The following is a 20,255-nucleotide window of genomic DNA, read 5'->3' as shown; positions in this document are numbered from 1 at the left end:
TTCCGGTCGAACGGATAATGCCACTATGGCCGCACCGCCTGATGTCGGCCAGCGTTTCCGTGCAAGGCCACTGCCGTCTGTGGCGGGCGCGGCAGCGGGGCGGGAAATGCACGGCGGCAGGCCGTGACGGCGGCGCCGGCGTCGAAGCGGGCCGGGCAAAACACGCCCGCACCGCAGGCAGGGGGCACTTGCCACTCTACGGCCGCTTTGCGCAGCCGAGGCGGGGAGAGTGCGATTCTGTGAGGACCCGAACAGGGCGCGGTGAGCCCGGTGACACCGGCCGAGCCGGCCCGGGCGATACGGCAGAATGGATGGGTGCCCCAGTCTGACTTTTCCTTCACCGTTGGCAACCGCCTGACCGACACCGCCGGCCCGACCGCCAGCCACATCGAAGCCAACGGCGGTGAGTTCAACGGACGCACCGGCACTATCACCACCCCGCACGGCGAGATCCGGACGCCCGCGTTCATCGCTGTCGGCACCAAGGCCACCGTGAAGGCCGTGCTGCCCGAGTCCATGAAGGACCTCGGCGCCCAGGCGCTGCTTGCCAACGCCTACCACCTGTACCTGCAGCCCGGAGCGGACGTGCTGGACGAGGCCGGCGGGCTCGGCAAGTTCATGAACTGGGACGGACCCACCTTCACGGATTCCGGCGGCTTCCAGGTGATGAGCCTGGGCTCGGGATTCAAGAAGGTGATCAACATGGACGCCGCCGCCGCCGATTCCGGCGCGGATGACCGGGTCGCCGCCGGCAAGGAGCGGCTGGCGCACGTTGACGACGACGGGGTCTGGTTCAAGTCCCACCTCAACGGAGACCGCCACCGGTTCACACCGGAGATCTCGATGCAGGTCCAGCACCAGCTCGGCGCCGACATCATGTTCGCCTTCGACGAGCTGACCACCCTGATGAACTCCCGCGGCTACCAGGAGTCCAGCCTGGAACGCACCCGGCTCTGGGCCGAGCGCTGCGTAGCCGAACACGAGCGCCTGACCGAAGAACGGTCGCACCGGCCGTACCAGGCACTGTTCGGCGTGATCCAGGGCGCCCAGTACGAGGACCTGCGCCGCAAGGCCTGCCGCGACCTCGGGTCCATGAACTTCGACGGCTTCGGCATCGGCGGTGCCCTGGAAAAGGAGAACCTCGGCACCATCGTGCGCTGGTGCAACGAGGAACTGCCCGAGGACAAGCCGCGCCACCTGCTGGGCATTTCCGAGCCGGACGACATCTTCACCGCCATCGAGAACGGCGCCGACACCTTCGACTGCGTCTCCCCCACGCGCGTCGCCCGCAACTCGGCCTTCTACACCCCGGACGGGCGCAAGAACCTGTCCAACGCCCGGTTCAAGCGCGACTTCACCCCGCTCGTGGAGGGCTGCGACTGCTACGCCTGCGCCAACTACACCCGCGCCTACATCCACCACCTCTTCAAGGCCAACGAGATGGTCAGCCACACGCTGATCTCCATCCACAATGAGCGGTTCATCGTGAAGCTCGTGGATGACGCCCGCCTCGCGATCGACGACGGCCGCTTCTTTGATTTCAAGAGCGAAGTGCTGGGCCGGTACTACACCTGAGCCGGCGCTGCCGTCGGTACCTGCGGAACAACAGCCACAAACCAATAGCGACGACGGCGAGCAGCACCACCACGAGCAGCGGCACCAGGACGGCCGCCAGCGACAGCGAGAGGCTCGCCGTGTCCTCGACCGTGCTGGCCACCGGGGCCGCTGCGCCCACCGTCGCCGCGTTCAGGACCGGCCGCGCCATCATCTTTACCACGTGCACCGCGAACGCAATCCCGATGCCGAGCGCCACCGGCACCCACGCCGTACCGCCGAAGAACGTGTCGGGGTCCGAGACCCTGACCGTTTCCGACGAAATGCCGCTGCTGAAAACGATGCCGCCGGCGGCCGGGCGGATCACCGTCTGGATCCAGTCATTGAAGCTGTCAACCACGGGAATCTTGTCCGCCGCGATCTCCAGCACCAGGAGCACGCCGATGATCAGCAGCACCCAGCCGTTCGCCAGCCAGTCCCATTGTGCCGGCAACTGGACCAGGTCCGTGTAGCGGTCCAGCAGCCCGAGGATGAGCATCGGAATGTACGCATTCAGACCCGCCGCCGCTGACAGCCCGGTACCGGTCAGGATCTCCAACATAGGTCAAGGGTATGCCTGTGGGGGCGGACTGCCGGGGGCCACTGGGCAAAACGTTGGTGGCGCCGACTAGAGTGCAGGGATGGACGACAAAGCGGTTCTTCACCACTACCTGCAATCCCGGCGCGCCGACCTGCTCGCGAAGCTCGACGGCCTCGGCGAGTATGACGTCAGGCGGCCCCTGACCCCGACCGGCACCAATCTCCTTGGGCTGGTGAAGCACGTGGCGAGTGTCGAGCTCGGCTACCTGGGCGAGGTCTTCGGGCGTCCCGCCGACCGCGCCCTGCCGTGGTTCGACGATGATGCGGAACCGGACGCGGACCTGTGGGCCGCCGCGGATGAGACGCGCGAGGAGATTATCGGGCTGCACCGGTTCTCGGCCGCACACAGCGATGCCACCATCGAAGCGCTGCCGCTCAACGCCGTCGGCGAGGTTCCGTGGTGGCCGGAAGAACGCCGGCGCGTGACCCTCCACCAGATCCTCGTGCACATGTGCGTCGAGACGGCCCAGCACCTCGGCCACGCGGACATCCTCCGCGAGCTGATCGACGGCAGCGCAGGGCAGCGTCCCGGTGATCCAAACCTCTCAGTGCGCAGCGCGGACGAGTGGTCCGACCATCGGGCGCGCATCGAGGCTTCCGCACGGCAGGCCGAAGAGGCTGCCCGGCAAGCCGAGGAGGCGGCGCAGCTCGCCTAGGCCGCCGCCCCGTACGAGGGCTCGCGCCGCTTGACCGCGCCGATCACCGTCGTCGTAACGGGCACGAAGAGGAACTCGACCAGCGTCTTGTAGACGAACCCGACCACCACGTAGTTCACGAAGGTGCCGAAGTCCCCGATGCCGATGACGGAGGCCGCAATCGAGCAGAAGATCAGGGTGTCGGCGAACTCGCCCACGCCGGTGGAGCCCATCAGCCGAGCCCACAGCCGCTGCTCGCCGAAACGCTCCTTCATCCGCACCAGGACCCAGGAGTTCAGCGTCTGGCCCACCAGGAAACCGAGCAGGCTTGCCAGCACGATCAGCGGCACCGGCCCCAGTGCCCCCTCCAGCGCCGCCTGCTTGGACGCACCGAACTCATCGTCGAACCCCGGGAGCATGATGATGACCCAGTAGCACAGCGACGCGAACACGGAGAGCGCGAACGTGGTCACGATGGCCCGCCGCGCCACCCGGAAGCCGTAGACCTCGCTGACCACGTCGCCGAGGATGTAGGCAAGCGGGAAAAGGAAGAAGCCGCCGTCCGTGACGATGGGACCGATCACCACGCCCTTCGCGGCGCCGATGTTCGAGAGGATTAGCACCACCGACATCGCCGCCAGCATGATGCCGAAGTAGGGGCTGCCGATCGACGCGAAGCGGGCGCGGGAATGGGTGGACTTTTGCAGGTCTTGCATGGAGGGCACCTTCGAAAGTAGTGGTTCGCGCAACGCAAGGCAGGTCCGTAGGGTCCTTAGCGGGCGTCCGCTGTATTAGCACTGGGCGGCCCGTCTGCACCGGACCGCCTCCAATTCTCCCACGGCTGCTTGCAGACCTTCTTCCGCAGCTTTTTGCGCACACCCTTCCACAGCTTCTCCCGCACCCTTGCGATCTGTCCGGCGCCACTTATTCTGGACTTACGCAACCAACCCGGGCGGACGTTCCGGACAGTCGGGGGCCGCAGTGGCGCTGCCGCCGGGTGCTGTGCAGGGTGGACCCGGCCGCAAGAGGGAGCAAGCCATGACGCAGGACAACGACGACGGCGCCACGCCTTCCCGCCGCGAGCCGCCGGAGATTCCCCTCGACCCCTCGGGGCGGGTCCCGATCGAGCCGCTGGGACCGATTCCGTCGACGGCCGGCGTGCCGCTCGAGGCGGACGAAGAGTTCGCTGACGAGCTGCTCGGCGCCCGCAATCCCCGCCACCGCGTCACATTCGGCCCCCTGGCGTTTTTCACCGGCTTCCTCGCCGCCATTGCGACGTTCTCCCTCGCCGTCATAATGATCTCCGTGCTCGGCGGAACCTTCAGCTGGCGCCAGGTCCTGCCCACATTCGGCATGGCCATCGTGGTGCTGCTCTATGCCGGAGCCATCGGCCTGGTCGTCGGCGCCCCCATCGCCTTCCTGCTGGGCCTGGCCCTCCGCCCGGTGCGTAACCAAGGCCTGCACGTGCTGGCCTTCTTCGTGGTCATCTCCTCCGTGGCCTGGCTGATCTTCAGCGCCATGTACGGCGGAGCGGCGTGGGAAACCGTCTGGTTGTCCTGCCTGATCGGCGCCTGTGCGGCGGTGGGCCGGGCGTCCGTCTGGAAGCTCGTGGACGTCTACGACTAGCACCGGATCCTCCCCTGCCCGTTTCATTTCCGATCCCGGCTATCGCTCGCCCGGCTTGCCCGGTTTCACTCCTACCCCGGCTGATGTGGACAATGGAGGCATGTCTGTTTCAGCTGGAACCTCCGCCCCACGTCCCGCCGTCACCCTGACCATCGCCGGCTCGGAAGCCACCGGCGGCGCGGGCGCGCAGGCGGACCTGAAGACCTTCCAGGAGCTGGGCACGTACGGCATCACCGCACTGACCTGCATCGTCGCCTTCGATCCGAAGGACAACTGGAACCACCGGTTCACCCCGGTGGACGCCCAGGTCATCGCGGACCAGCTTGAAGCCATCCAGACCTGCTACGCCGGCAGCCTGGACACCGTCAAGATCGGCATGCTCGGCTCGCCCGCCACCATCAAGACCGTCTCGAGCGCCCTGAAGTCCCAGCAGTGGAAGAACGTCGTGCTGGATCCCGTGCTGATCTGCAAGGGCCAGGAGCCGGGGCACGCGCTGGACACCGACCAGGCCCTCAAGGCGGAAGTTCTGCCGCTGGCCACCTTCGTGACGCCCAACCACTTCGAGTCCGAATCGCTGTCCGGCATGGCGATCAACGACCTCGAAGACCTCAAGGAAGCCGCCCGCCTGATCCATAAGGCCTCCGGCGCCGTCGTGCTGGCCAAGGGCGGCGTGCGGCTGGAAGGCCCCGACGCCCTGGACGTGTACTACGACGGCGAGACCCTCGAGGTCCTGAGCGCGCCCAAGGTCGGCGAAGTTGCCGTGTCCGGCGCCGGCTGCTCCCTCGCTGCCGCCATCACCGCCGAGCTCGCCAAGGGCGCGGCACCGCTGGAGGCAGCCAGGACGGCCAAGACCTTCGTCACCGAGGGCATCAAGGCCCGCGTCTCCTCCAACGCGCCGTTCGATGCGCTCTGGCAGGGCTTCGCCGGCTAGCAGGACCTCCCCTCCCCGCGGTCCAGCCCCGGGCGCACATCCCGCCCTGCCCTGTACAGCTTCACCCTTTCAAGTTCCGCAAACCAGCACGTCATGGGCGTGCATGACGGTTAAACCTGTACAGCAGGGCCTAAACATGGACAGCCCTGCCGCCCGCCCGGATTCCCAGAAAGCCAGCATGCTTAGCTATGGTCGCTGTATGCGCACCAAAGTCGTATTCTTCGCGGCCCTGCTCGTGCCGCTGCTGGCCGGATGCGGACTGAAGATTCCCTCCGATCCGGAAGGGACGCTGGACCGCGTGGCCGGCGGCACCATCAGGGCGGGCATCTCGCACAATCCCCCGTGGACCGAGACCGGCACCGGGTCAGCCTCGGCCGGCACCGGTTCAACCAGTACCGGCGCCGGCACCGGTTCAACCAGCACCGCCCCGGGCGGCACCGAGGCGGAACTCGTCCGCGCCTTTGCCGCCGAGCACAACGCCCGAGTCGAGTGGGTCTCCGGCGGCGAATCCAACCTCGTCAGGCAGTTGGAACGCGGCGAACTGGATCTGGTCGTCGGCGGCCTGACAAAGGATTCGCCGTGGTCCAAGCACGCCGCCCTGACGCAGCCGTACTTAGAGACCAGCAATGCCCAGGGCGACAAGGAACAGCACGTCGTGGCCGCCCGGATGGGCGAGAACGCGTTCCTGGTGGAGCTGGAACGGTTCCTGAGGGAGGAGGCCCGATGACGGCGCGCTTCGGCCGCACCGAACTGCCCGAGGACCTGGAGCGCGTGCTGCGCAAGGCCGTCCGGCTGCAGTGGACCACTCTCGCCGTCCTCGCCGTCTCCGTCACCCTGGTGTTCCTGACCATGGGGAACTCGCAGGCGATGAAGGCGGCGTGGATCGAGGACATGCTCTCCTTCGCGCCGCCGCTGGCCTTCCTGATCGCGGTGCGGATCATCAACAAGCCGCCGTCCGAAGGCTACCCATACGGCTACCACCGGGCCACCGGCATCGGCCACCTGGTTGCCGCCGTGGCCCTCTGCGCGATGGGCGTCTTCCTGCTGATCGACTCCGGCATGGGCCTGCTCAAGGGCGAGCACCCGCCCATCGGCTCCGTCGAGCTGCTCGGCGAGACCGTCTGGCTTGGCTGGCTGATGATGGCGGTCATGGCCGTCACGGCGGTCCCGCCCGTGATTCTCGGCCGGATCAAGATCAAGCTCGCCAAGGACCTGCACAATAAGGTGCTCTACGCCGATGCGGACATGAACAAGGCGGACTGGATGACCGCCGTCGGCAGCATCCTCGGCGTCGCCGGCATCGGCATCGGCCTCTGGTGGGCGGACGCCGCAGCAGCAATCTTCATCGCCGCCAGCATCCTGCACGACGGCTGGAAGAACATGCGCGGAGCGGTGACCGACCTGATGGACACCCGGGCCATGACTTTCGACGACGGCAAGCCCCACCCGCTCATCAAGAGGGTCGACGACTACCTGCGCGACCTGCCGTGGGTCGAATCCGCCGGCTCGCGGGTGCGGGACCAGGGACATGTCTTCCACGTCGAGGCGTTCGTGGTGCCCCGGGACCAGCTGCCGCCGCTTCAAGCGCTCGAAGCGGCCCGCGACGGGTGCATCGACCTGGACTGGAAAATCCAGGACCTCGTGATGGTGCCCGTCGCGGAGCTTCCCGCCGAGGTGGGCGGGCGGCGCCAGCATCAGTCGGAGCGAAGCCTCTAGCCGCGTCAACGGCGGGCGCTAACGGCGGCGGCGCCTCCCCGGGCGCACATCCCGCCCACGTCAGCCGCGTCACAGTCCGGGGCGGATGCCGGCTTCGGCCCCGCCGCGGATAGTCTTTACGCCGGGCGAATCCGAGGTGGTGCAATGGCGACGGCAACAACAGCGATGACGAAACAGCGCGTGGACGCGGCGTGGATCGTCGTCGTCCTCGCCGGAATCACCGCGGCCATGCACATCTGGAAGCTCCCCGCCGCCGTCCCGCTGATCCAGGCCGAACTCGGCCTGTCGCTGGTCCAGGCGGGGCTGCTCCTCGGCCTGGTCCAGGTGGCCGGCATGGTGGGCGGACTGGCCGTCTCCCTGCTCGCCGAACTGATCGGGGCGCGCCGCTGCCTGCTGATCGGGCTCGGACTGCTCTTCGCTGGCTCCCTGATCGGCGGTTTCTCCACCGGCGCCGGCCTCCTGATGGCCTGCCGCGCGATCGAAGGGGCCGGATTCCAGCTCGCGACCGTCGTGGCGCCCGGACTGATCCGCGCCAACACGCCGCCACGCCGGATCAATACCGCCGTCGGCTTCTGGAGTGCTTACCAGGGCTGCGCCACCTTCGTCGGACTGATGGCGAGCGCGCTGATCCTGCAGGTCACCGGCTGGCAGGCCTGGTGGTGGATCATGGCCGCCGTGACCCTGCTGCCGGTGCCGCTGATCCTGAAGTTCGTTCCCCGCGACCCGCCGCGCGACGGCAGCGGCGCCGGCCCGGCCACCAGGCGGATCGGCGTGACAGTCCGCTCGCCCAAGCCCTGGATCGCCGGCCTGGTCTTCGGCTGCTACACCATCCAGTGGATGGCCGTCGTCGGCTTCCTGCCGACCATCTACGAGCAGAACGGCGTCACCGGCATCTGGCCGGGCGTGCTCAGCGCCGTGGTCGGCGGCCTCAACGCGGTCGGCGCCGTCGCCACCGCCCCGCTGCTGCAGCGCGGCGCCACCCCGCGGCAGCTGATCATTCCCACCTTCGCCTTCATGGGTACGACGTCGTTGCTCACCTTCGGCGCGGACTGGACCGGGGTGCCGGGCGGGACCGCGCTGCAGTTCGCGTGCGTCGCCGCCTTCTCGCTGACCGGCGCCGTGGTTCCGTCGACCCTGACCCGGCTCGCCGTGGACCTCGCCCCGCCCGGCGGCTCCGCCCCGGCCGCCATGGGCCTCATGCAGCAGATCTTCAACGTCGGCAACTTCACCGGCCCCGCCCTGGTCGCCTGGCTCGCCACCGCCACGGGCGGCTGGAACTCGACCTGGTGGATGACCTGCGGCTTCGCCACGCTCGGGGTCCTCCTGAGCCTGTACCTGAGCAGGCGCCGCCTCGGCCTGGACTTCGCGCACCGCTGAGGACTGCTCGGGCGTAGGGTGGGCTTAGGCCCGCTGCCCCAGCCGGCGCGGGCCGGACAGTAGTCCGACCCTCGAGAAGGAGCATCCATGAACCCGAACGAGAAACTGCACCCGGAGCACGCCGACGAGCCCGATACCTCCGGCGCAGGCACGGACCGCACCGACGAAGTCCACGAGGGCAACATCCCCGTGAAGGGCAGCGAAGCCAAGGCCGACGAACTGGCCAAGGAGGCCTACGGGGACAAGGACGCCGACGGCGAGGGCGACACGCCCAACGTCCCCTTCCCCGGCTAGCTCCCCAACGCAGCGACGGCGGCACCCAACCGGGTGCCGCCGTCGTTATTGCCCTGCGGCCTCACGGCCTGCCGGGCGCCACGCCGCCGAGGAATCAGACGGTGCGGGTGGCGACCTCTGCGTCGAGCCGCGGCAGCCGCGGGAACCACGGGTTCTCGCCCGGGGTTCCGACATTGACGACCATGAACGCCTTCTGGCTGGTGCCCGCGTTGAAGTCGGCGTCGATACCGGCCGCGTCGAAGCCACCCATGGGGCCGGCGTGCAGGCCCACGGCGCGGACGGCCTGGATGAAGAAGCCCGACTGCAGCCACGCGTTGTTCTTGCCTACCTCGGCGCGCATGGCGGCGTTGTCGTCGAACATGGCCTTGCGCTCGGCGGCGTGCGGGAAGAAGGTGCCGAAGTGCTCGTGCCAGTCGGCGTCGTAGCTGAGGATCGCGACCATCGGAGCCGTGCGGGTCTTGTCCCGGTTGCCCTCCGCCATGTGGCCGGCCAGGCGTTCGCGCGCTTCCGCGGAGCGGACCCAGGTGATGCGCAGCGGCTGGTTGTTCATCATGGTCGGGGCCATCTTGGTGAGTTCGTAGATAGCCTCCAGCTTCTCGTCGGAGACGGGCTCGGCGGAAAAGGTGTTGGCGGTGCGCGCCTCGAGGAACAGGTGGTCCGCGGCGGTGCGGTCCAGTGCCAGCTCGTCGGTCAGGTTGGTTTCGGTGGTTGCGAGGCTCATTCAGGCTCCTTAGCTGCGGTTCGCTTCTCTCCGAGATAACGACGGCGGTGCGCGGCACCATTCCGTGCGGGGCGGTGATCTGGCTCACGGCACACTCCCGCGCTGCAACGCGGGGTTCGGCGAAGCGCGGCGCCGGTCTACCATCATCGGGTGAGCATCCGAGTCCGCAGCATCCATTTGGCGTGGATCGTCGCCGCCCTGACCATGCTGGCCCTGGTTGCGGGGGCCGCCTTCCGCTCGACCACCGGGGCCCTGTTCCAGCCGATGGAGACCGAGTTCGGCTGGAGCCGCTCGGGGACCAGCGGCGCCGTGACGCTCAACCTGATCGTGTACGGGCTGACGGCGCCGTTCGCCGCCGCGGCCATGGAACGCCTCGGCGTGAAGCGCGTGGTGCTGGCCGGCCTCGGGCTGACGGCGCTGGGCAGCGGGCTCACCGTATTCATGACCTCGCTCTGGCAGCTCTGGCTCCTCTGGGGCCTGTTCGTCGGGGTCGGCACGGGCGTGATGGCGCTGGTGTTCGGCTCCATCGTGGCCAACCGCTGGTTCGTCCGCCACCGCGGCCTGGTGATGGGCATCTTCTCCGGCGGCAACGCCTGCGGACAGCTGATCTTCCTGCCGCTGATCGTGGCCCTGGCCGAGCACGAGGGCTGGCGCGCCGCAGCCCTCGTGACCGCCCTGGTGGCCGCGGCGATCATGCCCTTCGTCGCGCGCTACTTCGCCGACAGCCCGCATGCCGTGGGGCTCCGGCCGTACGGAGAGGATCCGGAGAATCCCGTGCCGGCCCCGGCCAAGCCGCAAATCTCCCCCGCCCGGCTGGCGCTGCGGGTGCTGCGCGAGAGCCTGGCCCGGCGTCCGTTCTGGATCCTGCTCTTCACTTTCTGGGTCTGCGGCTGGTCCACCAACGGCCTGATCCAAACCCACTTCATTCCCGCGGCGCATGACCACGGGATGCCGGCGACGACGGCGGCCGGCCTCCTGGCGCTGATCGGGGTCTTCGACCTGATCGGCACCGTGGCCTCGGGCTGGCTGACGGACCGGTTCAATCCGGCCATGCTGCTGGTCTGCTACTACGGGCTCCGCGGCCTGTCGCTGGTCTTCGTCAACTCGCTGCTGGGACCGAGCATCGAACCGCCGCTGTGGGTCTTCATCGTCTTCTACGGCCTGGACTGGGTCGCCACGGTGCCGCCGACCGCGGCGCTATGCCGCGAGCACTTCGGCATTGAACGCGCCGGCGTCGTTTTCGGATGGGTCTTTGCCTCCCATATGGTCGGCGCCGGCGTGGCCGCAGCCACCGCCGGCTGGCTGCGGGAAACCACCGGCAGCTACCACCCGGCCTGGATCTCGGCCGCCGTGCTCTGCTGGCTGGCCGCGGCCTCCCTGTTCTGGCTGCGCAAGGCCCCAGTGCGGCAGGAAAGCCGGCCCTCGGCCGACCCGGTCCACTAACCCGCCCGCGCCGACCCGACCGGCACGTCGGCCGCCGCTGCCCGTAGCCGACCCGCCGGTGACCGGCCGCCACCCCGCCGACCCGCCGCCCCGCCGGTGACCGGCCGCCACCCCGCCGACCCGCCGCCCCGCCGGTGACCGGCCGCCACCCCGCTGGTCAGGCCGGGTCGACGTCCACGGGCAGATGCAGCGGACCGCGGAGGATCGGGCTGGGCCGGTACGGCGGCGGGTCTTCGGCCAACCGCGGATTCCGGATCCGACGCGCGAACTCCGTGAGCGCGACCTGGGTCTCGAGCCTGGCGAGCGGGGCACCGAAGCACAGGTGGATGCCGCTGCCGAACCCCAGGTGCTGGTTGTCCGGCCGGTCCGGAATGAACCGGTCGGCCTCGGCGAACCGGCCCGGGTCCCGGTTGGCTGCGGCCAGGACCAGGGTGACCGGAGAGCCGGCGGCAATCGTGGTGCCCGCTATCTCTATGTCGTCCAAGGCCGTCCTGATCGGCACGAAGTGCACCGGCGGCTCGAACCGCAGCAGTTCCTCGGTCATGGGGATGGCCAGCTCGGGATCCTGGCGCAGCCGGTCCAGCTCCCGGGGATGGCGGAGCAACGTGAGGATCCCGTTCGAGATGAGATTGACGGTGGTTTCATGGCCGGCGATGAGCAGCAGCAGCCCGGTGCTCGCCAGCTCCCCGGTGGACAACCTGCCCTCCGGGCCGTCGTCGGTCACCATCGCCGAGAGCAGGTCGTCCCCAGGCGACTTCCGATGACGCTCCACCAAATTGCTGATGAAGTTGAACAGCTCGGTGCTGGCTTCCTTCCGCTTCTCCTGCTGCGTTTCGGGATCCAGGCCGGGGTCGATGGTCTCGATCGCCAGGTCCACCCACTTCCGGAATTCGGACCGGTCTTCCGGCGGCACTCCCAGCAGCTCGCAGATCACCGAGACGGGAAAGGGGTAGGCCAGCTCGTCGACGACGTCGATCCGGCCTTTTCCTTCCATGCCGTCGATCAGGCCGGTGACGATCTCGATCATCCTCGGCTCCAGGCCTGCGACCCTTGCCGGCTGGTGCGGGGGTCCGAAATGCCGCATCGCCAGCCTGCGCTGCCGGTCGTGTTCTGGAGGATCCATTTGCAGGAAGCTCGGCTGCATGTCCTCGGAGAGCTCCTCCATCGCCGCCGCGAACTGCGGGTTGTGGCTCGGATCCGAACTCAGCCGCGGGTCGTGCAGCAGCGCAAGGTTCTCCGCATACGTGCTGACCAGGTAGCTGCCGTCCTCCAGGCGGCTCACCGGGGTGCGGCGGAGCTCTGCGTAGAGGGGGTAGGGATCCGGGCGGCGGGAGTAGTCCAGGACCTGTTCCCAGGGGGTCGGCTCGGCCATGGCGGCGGCTCCTTGATGGGCGGGAGGACGGGACGGTTGGGGAACGCCGCCGCGAACGGCTGGTGTCCTTCCGCTTCGTCGATCTGTTGGAAGGCCGGCGGGAACGCAGCCCCCTGGCGGATGAGTCGTTCGTAGAAATCCAGCCACTTGTTCTGGTTGAAGCCCACTGCCCCGACGATGCGTCCGTCGCAGCCGTAGGCGGCAACGAACCTGCGCGGCTCCACCGAGCCCTGGGCAATCACGACCTCCGTACCGAGGGAAGGCACCCCGACACTCTTGATTTCGCAGCCGAACTGGGTGGACCAGAACATCGGCATGGCCAGATGGGGCAGTTGGGCGTCCGGCCGGCTGACCAGGTTGTGCGCGGCGGTCGCGGCCTGCGCGACGGCGTCGCCCCAGTGCTCGAGCCGGACAAACCAATTGCCGAAGAACGGGTGGGCCGAGCAGGCAACGTCACCGGCCACGAAAATGCCCGGCACAACATTGCCGTCGGCGTCCAGGGCCCGGCAGCCGGCGTCGCAGGCGACGCCCCAGGGACCGTACGCCAGCGGTGAACCTACCAGCCATTCGCTATTGCTGATGCCGCCGAGAGCCGCGACCGCAATATCGGTTTCGAGGACCGTCCCGTCCGACAAGTGCGCCTTCCGCAACCGCCCGGCATCGTCGCCCTCCAGCGCCAGGACCCGGACGCCGCAGCGCAGATCGACGCCGTTGTCGCGCTGCATCCCGCCGGCGATCGCCCCAATCGCCTCGCCGAGGGCCGCGCGCAGCGGCGCCGGCCCGGCCTCCGCCACGGTTACGGGCAGGCCGAGTTCGCAGCAGGCGGAGGCGATCTCGGAGCCGATGAAGCCTGCCCCGATCACCAGCACGCGGTCCGGCTTGGCGGCGAGCCGCCTCCGCAGCCGGGCGGCATCCTGGCTCGTCCGCAGCGTCAGCACGCCATCCAGCCCCGCCTCCGCCGCATTCGGCCAGGGCCGTGCCCGCATGCCCGTCGCAATCAGCAGCCGGTCGAAGCCGATGCCTCCGCCGTCCGCCAGCTGCACCCGCCGGCCGGCCACGTCCAGCCCCGTAGCAGCCACGCCGAGCCGCCACTCCGCGTCGACCCCGAGTTGCCGGGGCAGCGCGGTCCGGTCCGGGCGGACCCAGCCCGACAGCACCTGTTTGGAAAGCGGCACCCGGTCATACGGCTCGTACGGTTCGTCGCCGACCAGCGTCAGCTTCCCCTCGAAACCCTTCCGGCGCAGACTCTCCGCGGCGCGCAGCCCGGCCAGGGACGCGCCGACGATCACGATGCTGCCAGTCAACAGGCCACCGTCGTCCTTCCCGGAATCCTCCGATTGCCCGGTCACAGCGCGCCCCGACGCCAACGGTCCCCCGGTCGGCCGTTCCAGGCTCCGTGGCTGGTCCAGCTCAATCGCCTGGACCGGGCATGCGGCCGCCGCCCGCAGGATGCCCTTGCGCTGCCCGTCGTCCGGGTCCGGATCATAGACCAGCGCCTCGTCGCCCTGCATGGTGAAAACACCCGGGGCCAGGAAGGCGCACTGGCCATAACCCTGGCATTTGGTGAGGTCGACGACGAGTCGCATGCCGGAATTCCCCTTTTGGCGGGAACCGCCCGGACAGGCGGAGGCTTATGGAGTGAATCGAGCTTAAGCCCGTTCCCCGCGGCGGCGGAAGGGCCCATGCCCCGACCGAACGGGCGTGGCCGGCACAACGGCGGTGCCCCGCTCCGCACACTCAGGCAAGCCTGCACGCTAAGGCCAGTCCGCACCTCTCTGGCCCGGCCCGCCCCCTCAGGCCCGGACCACCGGCAGCTCCGACCAGTTCGTGGTGTACTTCGGCGAGGAGAACTCGCGCTTCATCGACCACGCTGCCGGCTCGGCCATCCCGCCCTGCCCCAGCCCGATGGCCGCCTCCCCGAACTTCGCCCGGACGCTGCCCAGCAAGTCCCCGATGTGCCGCTGTTCCAGCTCGCTGACGAACGGGTCGAAAGCCTCCTGCGCATCCGCGGGCTCCAGCCCGCTGAACAGCACGCCCGCGCGCACGTATTTCTGCCCCGGCTCGAAACACCCCCGCATCGCGGCCACGGCAGCCCGGGTGAGCTGGATCGGATCCTGTGTGGGTGCCGGCAACTGCACGCTCGCGGACGGAAACGACGACTCGCCCCCGGAGAAGCGGCTGGTCCCCGCCGTCACCGTCAGCACTGTCGCCCGCAGGCCGTCCTCCGCCATCCGCGCCGCCGCGCGCTGCGCGTAAACCGCCATCACCTGGTCCATCTCCTCGGACGAAGTCACCGGCGTGGAAAAACTGCGCGAGAACATGATCTGCTGCTTGTCGGCCCGCTCATCGATCGGCGGGATGCACGGCGTCCCGTTCAGCTCCAGCACCGTACGCTGCAGCACCACGGAGAACCGCTTCCGGATCATCAGCGGATCCGCCGCCTTCAGGTCCGCGATCGAATCGATCCCCAGCGCCGCCAGCCGCTCCCCGGTCCTCCGCCCCACGCCCCAGAGACCGGTGGCCGGAACGCGGGACTGGATCCGCTCGATCTCGCCCGCCGGCATCGAGTCCAGCGAGCAGACCCCGCCCATCCCCGGATTGCGCTTGGCGATATGGTTGGCGAACTTTGCGAGCGTCTTCGTCGGCGCCACCCCGACACAAACCGGGACGCCGACATACCGGCCGACGGCGGCACGGACCCGGGCGGCAGTCTCCCGCAGCTGCGCCTCGGTGCCCGGCAGACCAAGGAAACACTCATCGATCGAGTAAACCTCCTGCCACACGCCGAACCTGCCGAGCACCTCCATCACCCGCGCACTCAGGTCCCCGTACAACTCGTAATTGCTCGAACGCGCCACCAGCCCCCAGCGCCGCGCCAGCGGCGCCACCTGGAACCACGGCGTCCCCGTCGCGATCCCCAGCGCCTTCGCCTCCTGGGACCGGGCCACCACGCAGCCGTCGTTATTGGAAAGAACGACGACGGGACGGCCTTCCAGCCTCGGGTCAAAGACGCGTTCGCACGAGACATAGAAGTTATTCACATCCACCAAGGCGATCCGCCCGGCGGACGGGGCTCCCTGTTCTGGGGACGGGTTTCCGAGGCGCCGGGACGGGCTTCCCGGACCCGACGATGCACCCCCCGCCCGCGGCCGGCCGTCCTTTGGCCAAGCCCCGCCGTCAGACATGGTGCAGGCAGCGGGTGACGACGCCCCAAATGTGCAGGTCCGCAAGTTCCGGAACCTCGGTGGGGACACCGCCGTCGTCCGTCTGCAGGCTCACCCTCCCATGGCCCGTGCGAAGCCGACGCACCGCCAGCTCCCCTTCGAGAACGGCAATGACGACGGATCCGTCCCGCGGCGTCAGCGAACGGTCCACGATCAGTTCGTCCCCGTCGCTAATCCCGGCCGCAGCCATCGAATTGCCGGACACCCGCATGATGAACGTGCTCGTGCGGTCCCGGATCAGGTGCCTGTTCAGGTCGATACCGCCGTGGAAGTAGTCGCGGGCGGGAGAGGGAAAACCGCTGGCCTGGGCCGTCGAACCGGCCTCGGAGGAAGGCAGCGACGCGCCGTCGAAATGTCCCGCCGGATCATCCACTGCGCACCGCCTTCGAATATGCGTTCGACACTCTACGATACCATCGGACTCCCCCGTTTTGGGCATGTCTGGCACCGGCACCCGGTCGTAGAATTGCGGCATCACTAGCACCAAGGGACAGTCTGGCAACATCCACCTCAGTAGGCCGGGAGGCAGGCAATGGACTTTTGGGACAACTTCTGGGACGTCATCTGGTGGTTCTTCTGGTGCTTCGTCTTTGTCTCTTACCTGTTCGCCCTGTTCGGCGTCATTACGGACCTGTTCCGCGACCGGTTCCTCAGCGGATGGTGGAAGGCGGTCTGGATTTTCTTCCTGATCTTCGTGCCGTTCCTGACCGTGCTGATCTATCTGATCGCCCGCGGCCGTTCGATGGCCGAACGGTCCCGCGAGGCCGCCCACGCCCAGGCCGAGGCGACCGAGGCCTACATCCGCCAGACTGCGGGGACCAGCGCCAGCGCGGCCGATGAAATTGCCAAGGCTCAGGAACTGCTGGACCGCCAGCTGATCCGCCCCGATGAGTTCGAGAGGATCAAGGCCAAGGCCTTGGCCTAACCGCCTCTCCCCGCCTCAGCCGCTCAGGCCGGGTGCCCGCCGGGCGCCCGGCCTGCTGGCTGCTCCGGCGGCGGAAGAAGAGATTCCGGCGAGCGCAGCGGGGCTTCGGCAGGCGAGCCGGGAGCGACGGCGTACTCCGTGCCGTCAATCGTCAGCCGGACCTCGGCGTCGGGCTCCATGGCGGATGAACCAGTGCCGGCGTCGGTGACGGCGTCGAGCAGCCGGACTACGGTGCCCGCGGGGGTCGTTTCCACACCGAAGCGGCGCCCCCGCCACTGGAAGCGGAAGGCGATGCGCGCCAGCTGCGCGGGCAGCCTCGGGGCCAATTGCAGCTTGCCGCCGTCGACCTGCAGCCCGCCGAGACCACAGGCGAGGGCGAGCCAGGCCCCGGCGAGCGAAGCGAGGTGCAGTCCCTCCTCACTGTCGTGTTGCAGATCCTGCAGGTCCACCAGGGCTGCCTCGCGCAGATAGGCGAGCGCCAGGTCCAGATGCCCGGCCCGGGCGCAGACCACTGCTTGCGCGGCAGCGGAGAGCGAGGAGTCCCGGACCGTGCGGCGCTCGTAGTAATCCAGGTTCCGCGCTGTCTCTTCCGGGGTGAAGTAATCGGCGCACCACCAGAGCGCGAGTTCCAGGTCTGCCTGTTTGACGACCTGGCGGCGGTAGATCTTGGCGTAGTGCTGGTGGTCCTGGACCGGATAGGCATCCTGCCGGCCTTCGAAGTCCCACTCCCGATAGGTAGTGAACCCCTCGTTGGCCGGGTGCACTTGGAGCACCTTGTCATAGGGGATGTACATCGAATCCGCAGCCTCCCGCCAGACCTGCGTCTCTTCCACCGGCACTCCGAGCCGCCGCCTTGATTCCGGATCGGCGTCGCAGGCGTCGGCCGCCCATCGCAGGTTCCGTCGCGCCATGAGGTTGGTGAAGACGTTGTCATCCACCACGCCGGTGTACTCGTCCGGGCCCGTCATGCCGTACAGGTGGCAGCGCCCCTCGTGGTCGCGGTGCAGCATGCTTGTCCAAACCCGGGCGGTTTCCGTAAGGAGCTCCAGGCCGCCGACATCCGCCACGTTTCCACCTGTGGCGTCCGCCCAGAACGCGAAGGCCCGGGCGACATCGGCGTTGATGTGTGCCGCAGCGGTGCTGGCCGGCCAATAAGCGGATGCCTCTCCGCCGTCGATGGTGCGCCAGGGGAAGGAGGCTCCTTCCAAGCCCAGGACCTGTGCGCGCTTCCGCGCCCGGTCCAGTCCCGACGATCGCCAGCGGAGCATCCGCCCGGCGTCCTGCGGACGCAGCAGGGCCATCGCGGGGATCAGGAAGCCGTCGATGTCCCAGAACGTGTGGCCGCTGTAGCCGTAGCCGGTCAAACCCTTGGCCCCAACCGGTGCTCGGTTGACGCAGGCCGACGCCTGCAGCAGCTGGAAAAGGTCGAAGCGCAGCGCCTGCTGGAGTTCCGGGTCCCCGTCGATCTCCACGTCCGAGGCCTCCCAGAAACCGTCGAGGACCCGGCGCTGCTCAGCCACCAGCCCTTCCCAGCCCAAGTGCCGCGCCCCCTCAAGCGCTGCCGAGGCTTGGTCCCGCAGGTCCCGAGCTGGATCTTCACGGGACCAGGCATGGCTCACATACTTCACGAACCCGGCGCTTCCACCCGGCCGCAGCTCGGCCGTGATGCTTGTGGCGATCTGGTCCTCGCTGTCCGTGGTGTGGACGTCCGCATCCTCCGGCAGGACAAGCTCATGCCCAACGGCGGCCGCGACGCAGATCCCGCTTTCCCGTGTGCGGTGCACCAAGTGGCCGCCGCTTGCCTGCGAGTCGCGCAGGCAAGGCTCGCAGGGGCTGCCCAGCGCCTCTGCCACGCGGGGATCGCTGTTCTCGACCGAAGGCGGCGTGCCGTTGACCGTGAGCTCCGAGCGGATCGCGATCTGCACCGGCTGGTCCACGGCCTGCACTTCATAGCGGATGGCTGTCGCCGAGCGGTGGGACAGAGACACCAGCCGGGTGGACACCAGCCGCATCCGCGCGCCCGCCGGTGTCCTCCACTCAACTTCGCGCCGCACCGTGCCGTCCCGCAGGTCGAGCACACGCTCGTGCCGTGTCGGCGAGGCATCGCGCACGTCCAGTGGAACGCCGTCGACCTGCAGCCGGATCACAGTGCCGTCCGCCACGTCGATCATGGCCTGGCCGTGCTCCGGATGCCCGTATCCGCCCTCCGGGTAGGACAGCGGGTGGTATTCGAAGACGCCCGCCAGGAACGTCCCGCGCGAAGCGCTCGGCTGCCCCTCGTCCAGGACGCCGCGGAAGCCGACGTGCCCGTTGGCCAGCGCGAAGACCGACTCCGCCACTCCGAGGGTTTCCGGGTCCAGTGAGTCTTCGCGGACCTGCCAGGGATGCGTCGTGAAGGTTTTCTTAGCCATCTGAATTACGCTATCGTGTTCCGCTGGCTGCCTCCTCATGGGCCTGGCAGGCCGCGGCACGCAGGCGGCCTGCCTCGAGTTCCGGCCTTCCGCCCGGCCGCCGGACAACATCGGCAGCGGCCGCGGCTGCCCACCATGCGGACAGTTCGGCCGTTTCTCCTGCCAGCAACGCCATCGCTAGGCCCGCTATGAAGGAATCACCCGCACCCGTCGTATCCACCGGCTCTTCACCCAGCAGCGGCAGGACAACATGCCCGCCGGACCACGCGACCACGTCACCCTCCCCGGCCACGGACAGCGCAGCCATGCGGGGGCCCTCCGCGAGCAGTTCCAGGGCGGCGCGAACCGCCTCCTGCACACCGTCCGGTTTCCACCCGACCAATGCCTCGGTTTCCGCCGAGTCCGCGCGCACGACGTCGGCACGATCAAACACCCGGCGCCGGGTCTCCTCGTCTTGGGGAGCCCCATCGGCCACGACCAGCGCATTTTCCCCGCAGGCATCAAGCGCGGCCGCCACGGCGGGACCGGGCTGCTGGAGCTGGATGAGGACAGCATCCGCGGACCTCAAAATCCCGCGGCTCGCCTCCACGTCCGCAGCGCCAAGCAACACACCCTCGTCGACGCTTTCAATCAGCCTCCGGACCCCAGGCGGACCGACGAGGTCCAGCAGCAGCGCGGTCTGCGCACCGTCACGCCGCACCACTCCGCCGACGCCCATGCCGTCGTCGCCAGCCTGCTCGAGGACCTCGCTCCCCGGAATGTCCTCCCCGACTACTCCAATCAGCTCGACCCGTGCGCCGAGCTGGCGGCATGCCACGCCCTGGTTAGCGCCCTTGCCGCCCAGCAGCTCTCGGCGCCCGCGCACCGGCGCCGAGCCTCCCTCCTCCGGCACCTCGTCGATAGACAGCACAAGGTCCCGCGCCACCTGTCCCACGACGACGACCAGCGGCTCGCGCGCCCCGCCCTGTCCCGCCGTAGCGCCAATCGGCTGCTGCAAAGCACTCCCCTCGGGCCGTTATCAGGTAACAGCATCATTGTGCCCCGCAGCCCCCGCGGGATGGGTGAATTCACGGACATCGGGACCAGGCCAAAAGCCCGACGGCGGGACTAACTCCGCGGTTATCCCTAGCCTGTGGATACCCGCCGAGACTGCTCCGAAATCCCTCGGCACCAGATACGCACCCCGAATAATGTCGTAGGCAGCTCATAGTGTTGGTGCATGGAGGACTTCGGGAAGCATCGGTCGGGGAAGCGGCAGGTCAACGCCGCCTTCGATGCTGTCCGGGGTGGGCGTTCTTCCCGTTTTGAGTACCACTTGCACAGGGCGCTGCTGGAGGAATGCCTGCGGCGGATGTATCCGGACCTGGCCCCTGGTGCCGGACAGCAA

The 20,255-nt window shown here is 68.7% G+C and carries 19 protein-coding genes; 10 read left to right on the top strand and 9 right to left on the bottom strand.

Going from position 1 to position 20,255, the window contains the following annotated elements:
- Positions 1-297: 297 nt before the first annotated feature.
- Positions 298-1,575, top strand: coding sequence for a tRNA guanosine(34) transglycosylase Tgt (tgt, locus tag WFH44_RS19660; protein WP_442892941.1), 1,278 nt, complete (start codon positions 298-300; stop codon positions 1,573-1,575).
- Here tgt and WFH44_RS19655 read toward each other — a convergent pair.
- A complete protein-coding gene (locus WFH44_RS19655) occupies positions 1,541-2,155 on the bottom strand; it encodes a DUF4126 domain-containing protein (protein WP_336716086.1) in 615 nt (204 codons plus the stop codon). The genes tgt and WFH44_RS19655 overlap by 35 nt on opposite strands.
- 79 nt (positions 2,156-2,234) lie before the next feature.
- Here WFH44_RS19655 and WFH44_RS19650 point away from each other — a divergent pair, with 79 nt between their 5' ends.
- Entirely contained in the window at positions 2,235-2,849 is a 615-nt protein-coding gene (locus tag WFH44_RS19650; protein ID WP_336716085.1) for a DinB family protein, read from the top strand.
- Here WFH44_RS19650 and WFH44_RS19645 read toward each other — a convergent pair.
- Positions 2,846-3,544 (bottom strand): queuosine precursor transporter, encoded by a 699-nt coding sequence (locus WFH44_RS19645; RefSeq protein WP_336716082.1) that lies wholly within the window; start codon positions 3,542-3,544, stop codon positions 2,846-2,848. The genes WFH44_RS19650 and WFH44_RS19645 overlap by 4 nt on opposite strands.
- A gap of 322 nt (positions 3,545-3,866) precedes the next feature.
- Here WFH44_RS19645 and WFH44_RS19640 point away from each other — a divergent pair, with 322 nt between their 5' ends.
- The 6 genes from WFH44_RS19640 to WFH44_RS19615 all read left to right on the top strand — a co-directional run bounded on the left by WFH44_RS19640 (position 3,867) and on the right by WFH44_RS19615 (position 8,772).
- Entirely contained in the window at positions 3,867-4,454 is a 588-nt protein-coding gene (locus WFH44_RS19640; protein WP_336716080.1) for a hypothetical protein, read from the top strand.
- 100 nt (positions 4,455-4,554) lie between these two features.
- Positions 4,555-5,385 (top strand): hydroxymethylpyrimidine/phosphomethylpyrimidine kinase, encoded by an 831-nt coding sequence (locus WFH44_RS19635; RefSeq protein WP_336716078.1) that lies wholly within the window; start codon positions 4,555-4,557, stop codon positions 5,383-5,385.
- 199 nt (positions 5,386-5,584) lie between these two features.
- On the top strand, positions 5,585-6,112 hold the full coding sequence (locus WFH44_RS19630) for a transporter substrate-binding domain-containing protein (RefSeq protein ID WP_336716076.1): 528 nt from the start codon (positions 5,585-5,587) through the stop codon (positions 6,110-6,112).
- Positions 6,109-7,101 (top strand): cation transporter, encoded by a 993-nt coding sequence (locus WFH44_RS19625; RefSeq protein WP_336716074.1) that lies wholly within the window; start codon positions 6,109-6,111, stop codon positions 7,099-7,101. Before WFH44_RS19630 ends, WFH44_RS19625 begins: the two co-directional genes overlap by 4 nt.
- Positions 7,102-7,245: 144 nt before the next feature.
- Positions 7,246-8,478, top strand: coding sequence for an MFS transporter (locus WFH44_RS19620; RefSeq protein WP_336716072.1), 1,233 nt, complete (start codon positions 7,246-7,248; stop codon positions 8,476-8,478).
- Positions 8,479-8,565: 87 nt separating this feature from the next.
- Positions 8,566-8,772 (top strand): hypothetical protein, encoded by a 207-nt coding sequence (locus tag WFH44_RS19615; protein WP_336716070.1) that lies wholly within the window; start codon positions 8,566-8,568, stop codon positions 8,770-8,772.
- Between the two features lie 94 nt (positions 8,773-8,866).
- Here WFH44_RS19615 and WFH44_RS19610 read toward each other — a convergent pair whose 3' ends face one another.
- Positions 8,867-9,493 (bottom strand): malonic semialdehyde reductase, encoded by a 627-nt coding sequence (locus WFH44_RS19610; RefSeq protein ID WP_336716068.1) that lies wholly within the window; start codon positions 9,491-9,493, stop codon positions 8,867-8,869.
- A 150-nt stretch (positions 9,494-9,643) separates the two neighbouring features.
- On the opposite strand from WFH44_RS19610, the gene WFH44_RS19605 reads away from it, so the two are divergent.
- Complete coding sequence (locus WFH44_RS19605) at positions 9,644-10,936, top strand: MFS transporter (RefSeq protein ID WP_336716066.1); 1,293 nt, start codon at positions 9,644-9,646, stop codon at positions 10,934-10,936.
- Between the two features lie 157 nt (positions 10,937-11,093).
- On the opposite strand, the gene WFH44_RS19600 is transcribed toward WFH44_RS19605, so the two are convergent.
- The 4 genes from WFH44_RS19600 to WFH44_RS19585 all read right to left on the bottom strand — a co-directional run bounded on the left by WFH44_RS19600 (position 11,094) and on the right by WFH44_RS19585 (position 15,905).
- Positions 11,094-12,308 carry a cytochrome P450 gene (locus WFH44_RS19600; protein WP_336716064.1) on the bottom strand — a complete coding sequence of 405 codons (1,215 nt, stop codon included), beginning with the start codon at positions 12,306-12,308 and terminating at the stop codon, positions 11,094-11,096.
- On the bottom strand, positions 12,215-13,894 hold the full coding sequence (locus WFH44_RS19595; protein ID WP_336716063.1) for an FAD-dependent oxidoreductase: 1,680 nt from the start codon (positions 13,892-13,894) through the stop codon (positions 12,215-12,217). Before WFH44_RS19595 ends, WFH44_RS19600 begins: the two co-directional genes overlap by 94 nt.
- A 207-nt stretch (positions 13,895-14,101) precedes the next feature.
- Positions 14,102-15,355 (bottom strand): Y-family DNA polymerase, encoded by a 1,254-nt coding sequence (locus WFH44_RS19590; protein ID WP_336716061.1) that lies wholly within the window; start codon positions 15,353-15,355, stop codon positions 14,102-14,104.
- Positions 15,356-15,485: 130 nt separating this feature from the next.
- Positions 15,486-15,905 carry a LexA family protein gene (locus tag WFH44_RS19585; protein ID WP_442892939.1) on the bottom strand — a complete coding sequence of 140 codons (420 nt, stop codon included), beginning with the start codon at positions 15,903-15,905 and terminating at the stop codon, positions 15,486-15,488.
- 159 nt (positions 15,906-16,064) lie between these two features.
- Here WFH44_RS19585 and WFH44_RS19580 point away from each other — a divergent pair, with 159 nt between their 5' ends.
- Entirely contained in the window at positions 16,065-16,457 is a 393-nt protein-coding gene (locus WFH44_RS19580; RefSeq protein WP_336716059.1) for a hypothetical protein, read from the top strand.
- A gap of 23 nt (positions 16,458-16,480) precedes the next feature.
- Here WFH44_RS19580 and WFH44_RS19575 read toward each other — a convergent pair whose 3' ends face one another.
- Positions 16,481-18,868, bottom strand: coding sequence for a glycoside hydrolase family 65 protein (locus WFH44_RS19575; RefSeq protein WP_336716057.1), 2,388 nt, complete (start codon positions 18,866-18,868; stop codon positions 16,481-16,483).
- 10 nt (positions 18,869-18,878) lie between these two features.
- Positions 18,879-19,865: a PfkB family carbohydrate kinase gene (locus tag WFH44_RS19570; protein ID WP_336716056.1), complete on the bottom strand. Its 987-nt coding sequence runs from the start codon at positions 19,863-19,865 to the stop codon at positions 18,879-18,881.
- Between the last annotated feature and the right edge of the window lie 390 nt (positions 19,866-20,255).

The organism is Arthrobacter sp. USHLN218, from assembly GCF_037144715.1.
Classification (GTDB): Bacteria; Actinomycetota; Actinomycetes; order Actinomycetales; family Micrococcaceae; genus Crystallibacter.
This window is presented reverse-complemented; position numbering and strand designations above follow the sequence as displayed.

Excerpts from the sequence above, each read along its gene's own strand:
- WFH44_RS19655 (WP_336716086.1), bottom strand. The coding sequence starts at position 2,155 with ATGTTGGAGATCCTGACCGGTACCGGGCTGTCAGCGGCGGCGGGTCTG.
- WFH44_RS19650 (WP_336716085.1), top strand. The coding sequence starts at position 2,235 with ATGGACGACAAAGCGGTTCTTCACCACTACCTGCAATCCCGGCGCGCC.
- WFH44_RS19645 (WP_336716082.1), bottom strand. The coding sequence starts at position 3,544 with ATGCAAGACCTGCAAAAGTCCACCCATTCCCGCGCCCGCTTCGCGTCG.
- WFH44_RS19640 (WP_336716080.1), top strand. The coding sequence starts at position 3,867 with ATGACGCAGGACAACGACGACGGCGCCACGCCTTCCCGCCGCGAGCCG.
- WFH44_RS19635 (WP_336716078.1), top strand. The coding sequence starts at position 4,555 with ATGTCTGTTTCAGCTGGAACCTCCGCCCCACGTCCCGCCGTCACCCTG.
- WFH44_RS19630 (WP_336716076.1), top strand. The coding sequence starts at position 5,585 with ATGCGCACCAAAGTCGTATTCTTCGCGGCCCTGCTCGTGCCGCTGCTG.
- WFH44_RS19625 (WP_336716074.1), top strand. The coding sequence starts at position 6,109 with ATGACGGCGCGCTTCGGCCGCACCGAACTGCCCGAGGACCTGGAGCGC.
- WFH44_RS19620 (WP_336716072.1), top strand. The coding sequence starts at position 7,246 with ATGGCGACGGCAACAACAGCGATGACGAAACAGCGCGTGGACGCGGCG.
- WFH44_RS19615 (WP_336716070.1), top strand. The coding sequence starts at position 8,566 with ATGAACCCGAACGAGAAACTGCACCCGGAGCACGCCGACGAGCCCGAT.
- WFH44_RS19610 (WP_336716068.1), bottom strand. The coding sequence starts at position 9,493 with ATGAGCCTCGCAACCACCGAAACCAACCTGACCGACGAGCTGGCACTG.
- WFH44_RS19600 (WP_336716064.1), bottom strand. The coding sequence starts at position 12,308 with ATGGCCGAGCCGACCCCCTGGGAACAGGTCCTGGACTACTCCCGCCGC.
- WFH44_RS19595 (WP_336716063.1), bottom strand. The coding sequence starts at position 13,894 with ATGCGACTCGTCGTCGACCTCACCAAATGCCAGGGTTATGGCCAGTGC.
- WFH44_RS19580 (WP_336716059.1), top strand. The coding sequence starts at position 16,065 with ATGGACTTTTGGGACAACTTCTGGGACGTCATCTGGTGGTTCTTCTGG.
- WFH44_RS19575 (WP_336716057.1), bottom strand. The coding sequence starts at position 18,868 with ATGGCTAAGAAAACCTTCACGACGCATCCCTGGCAGGTCCGCGAAGAC.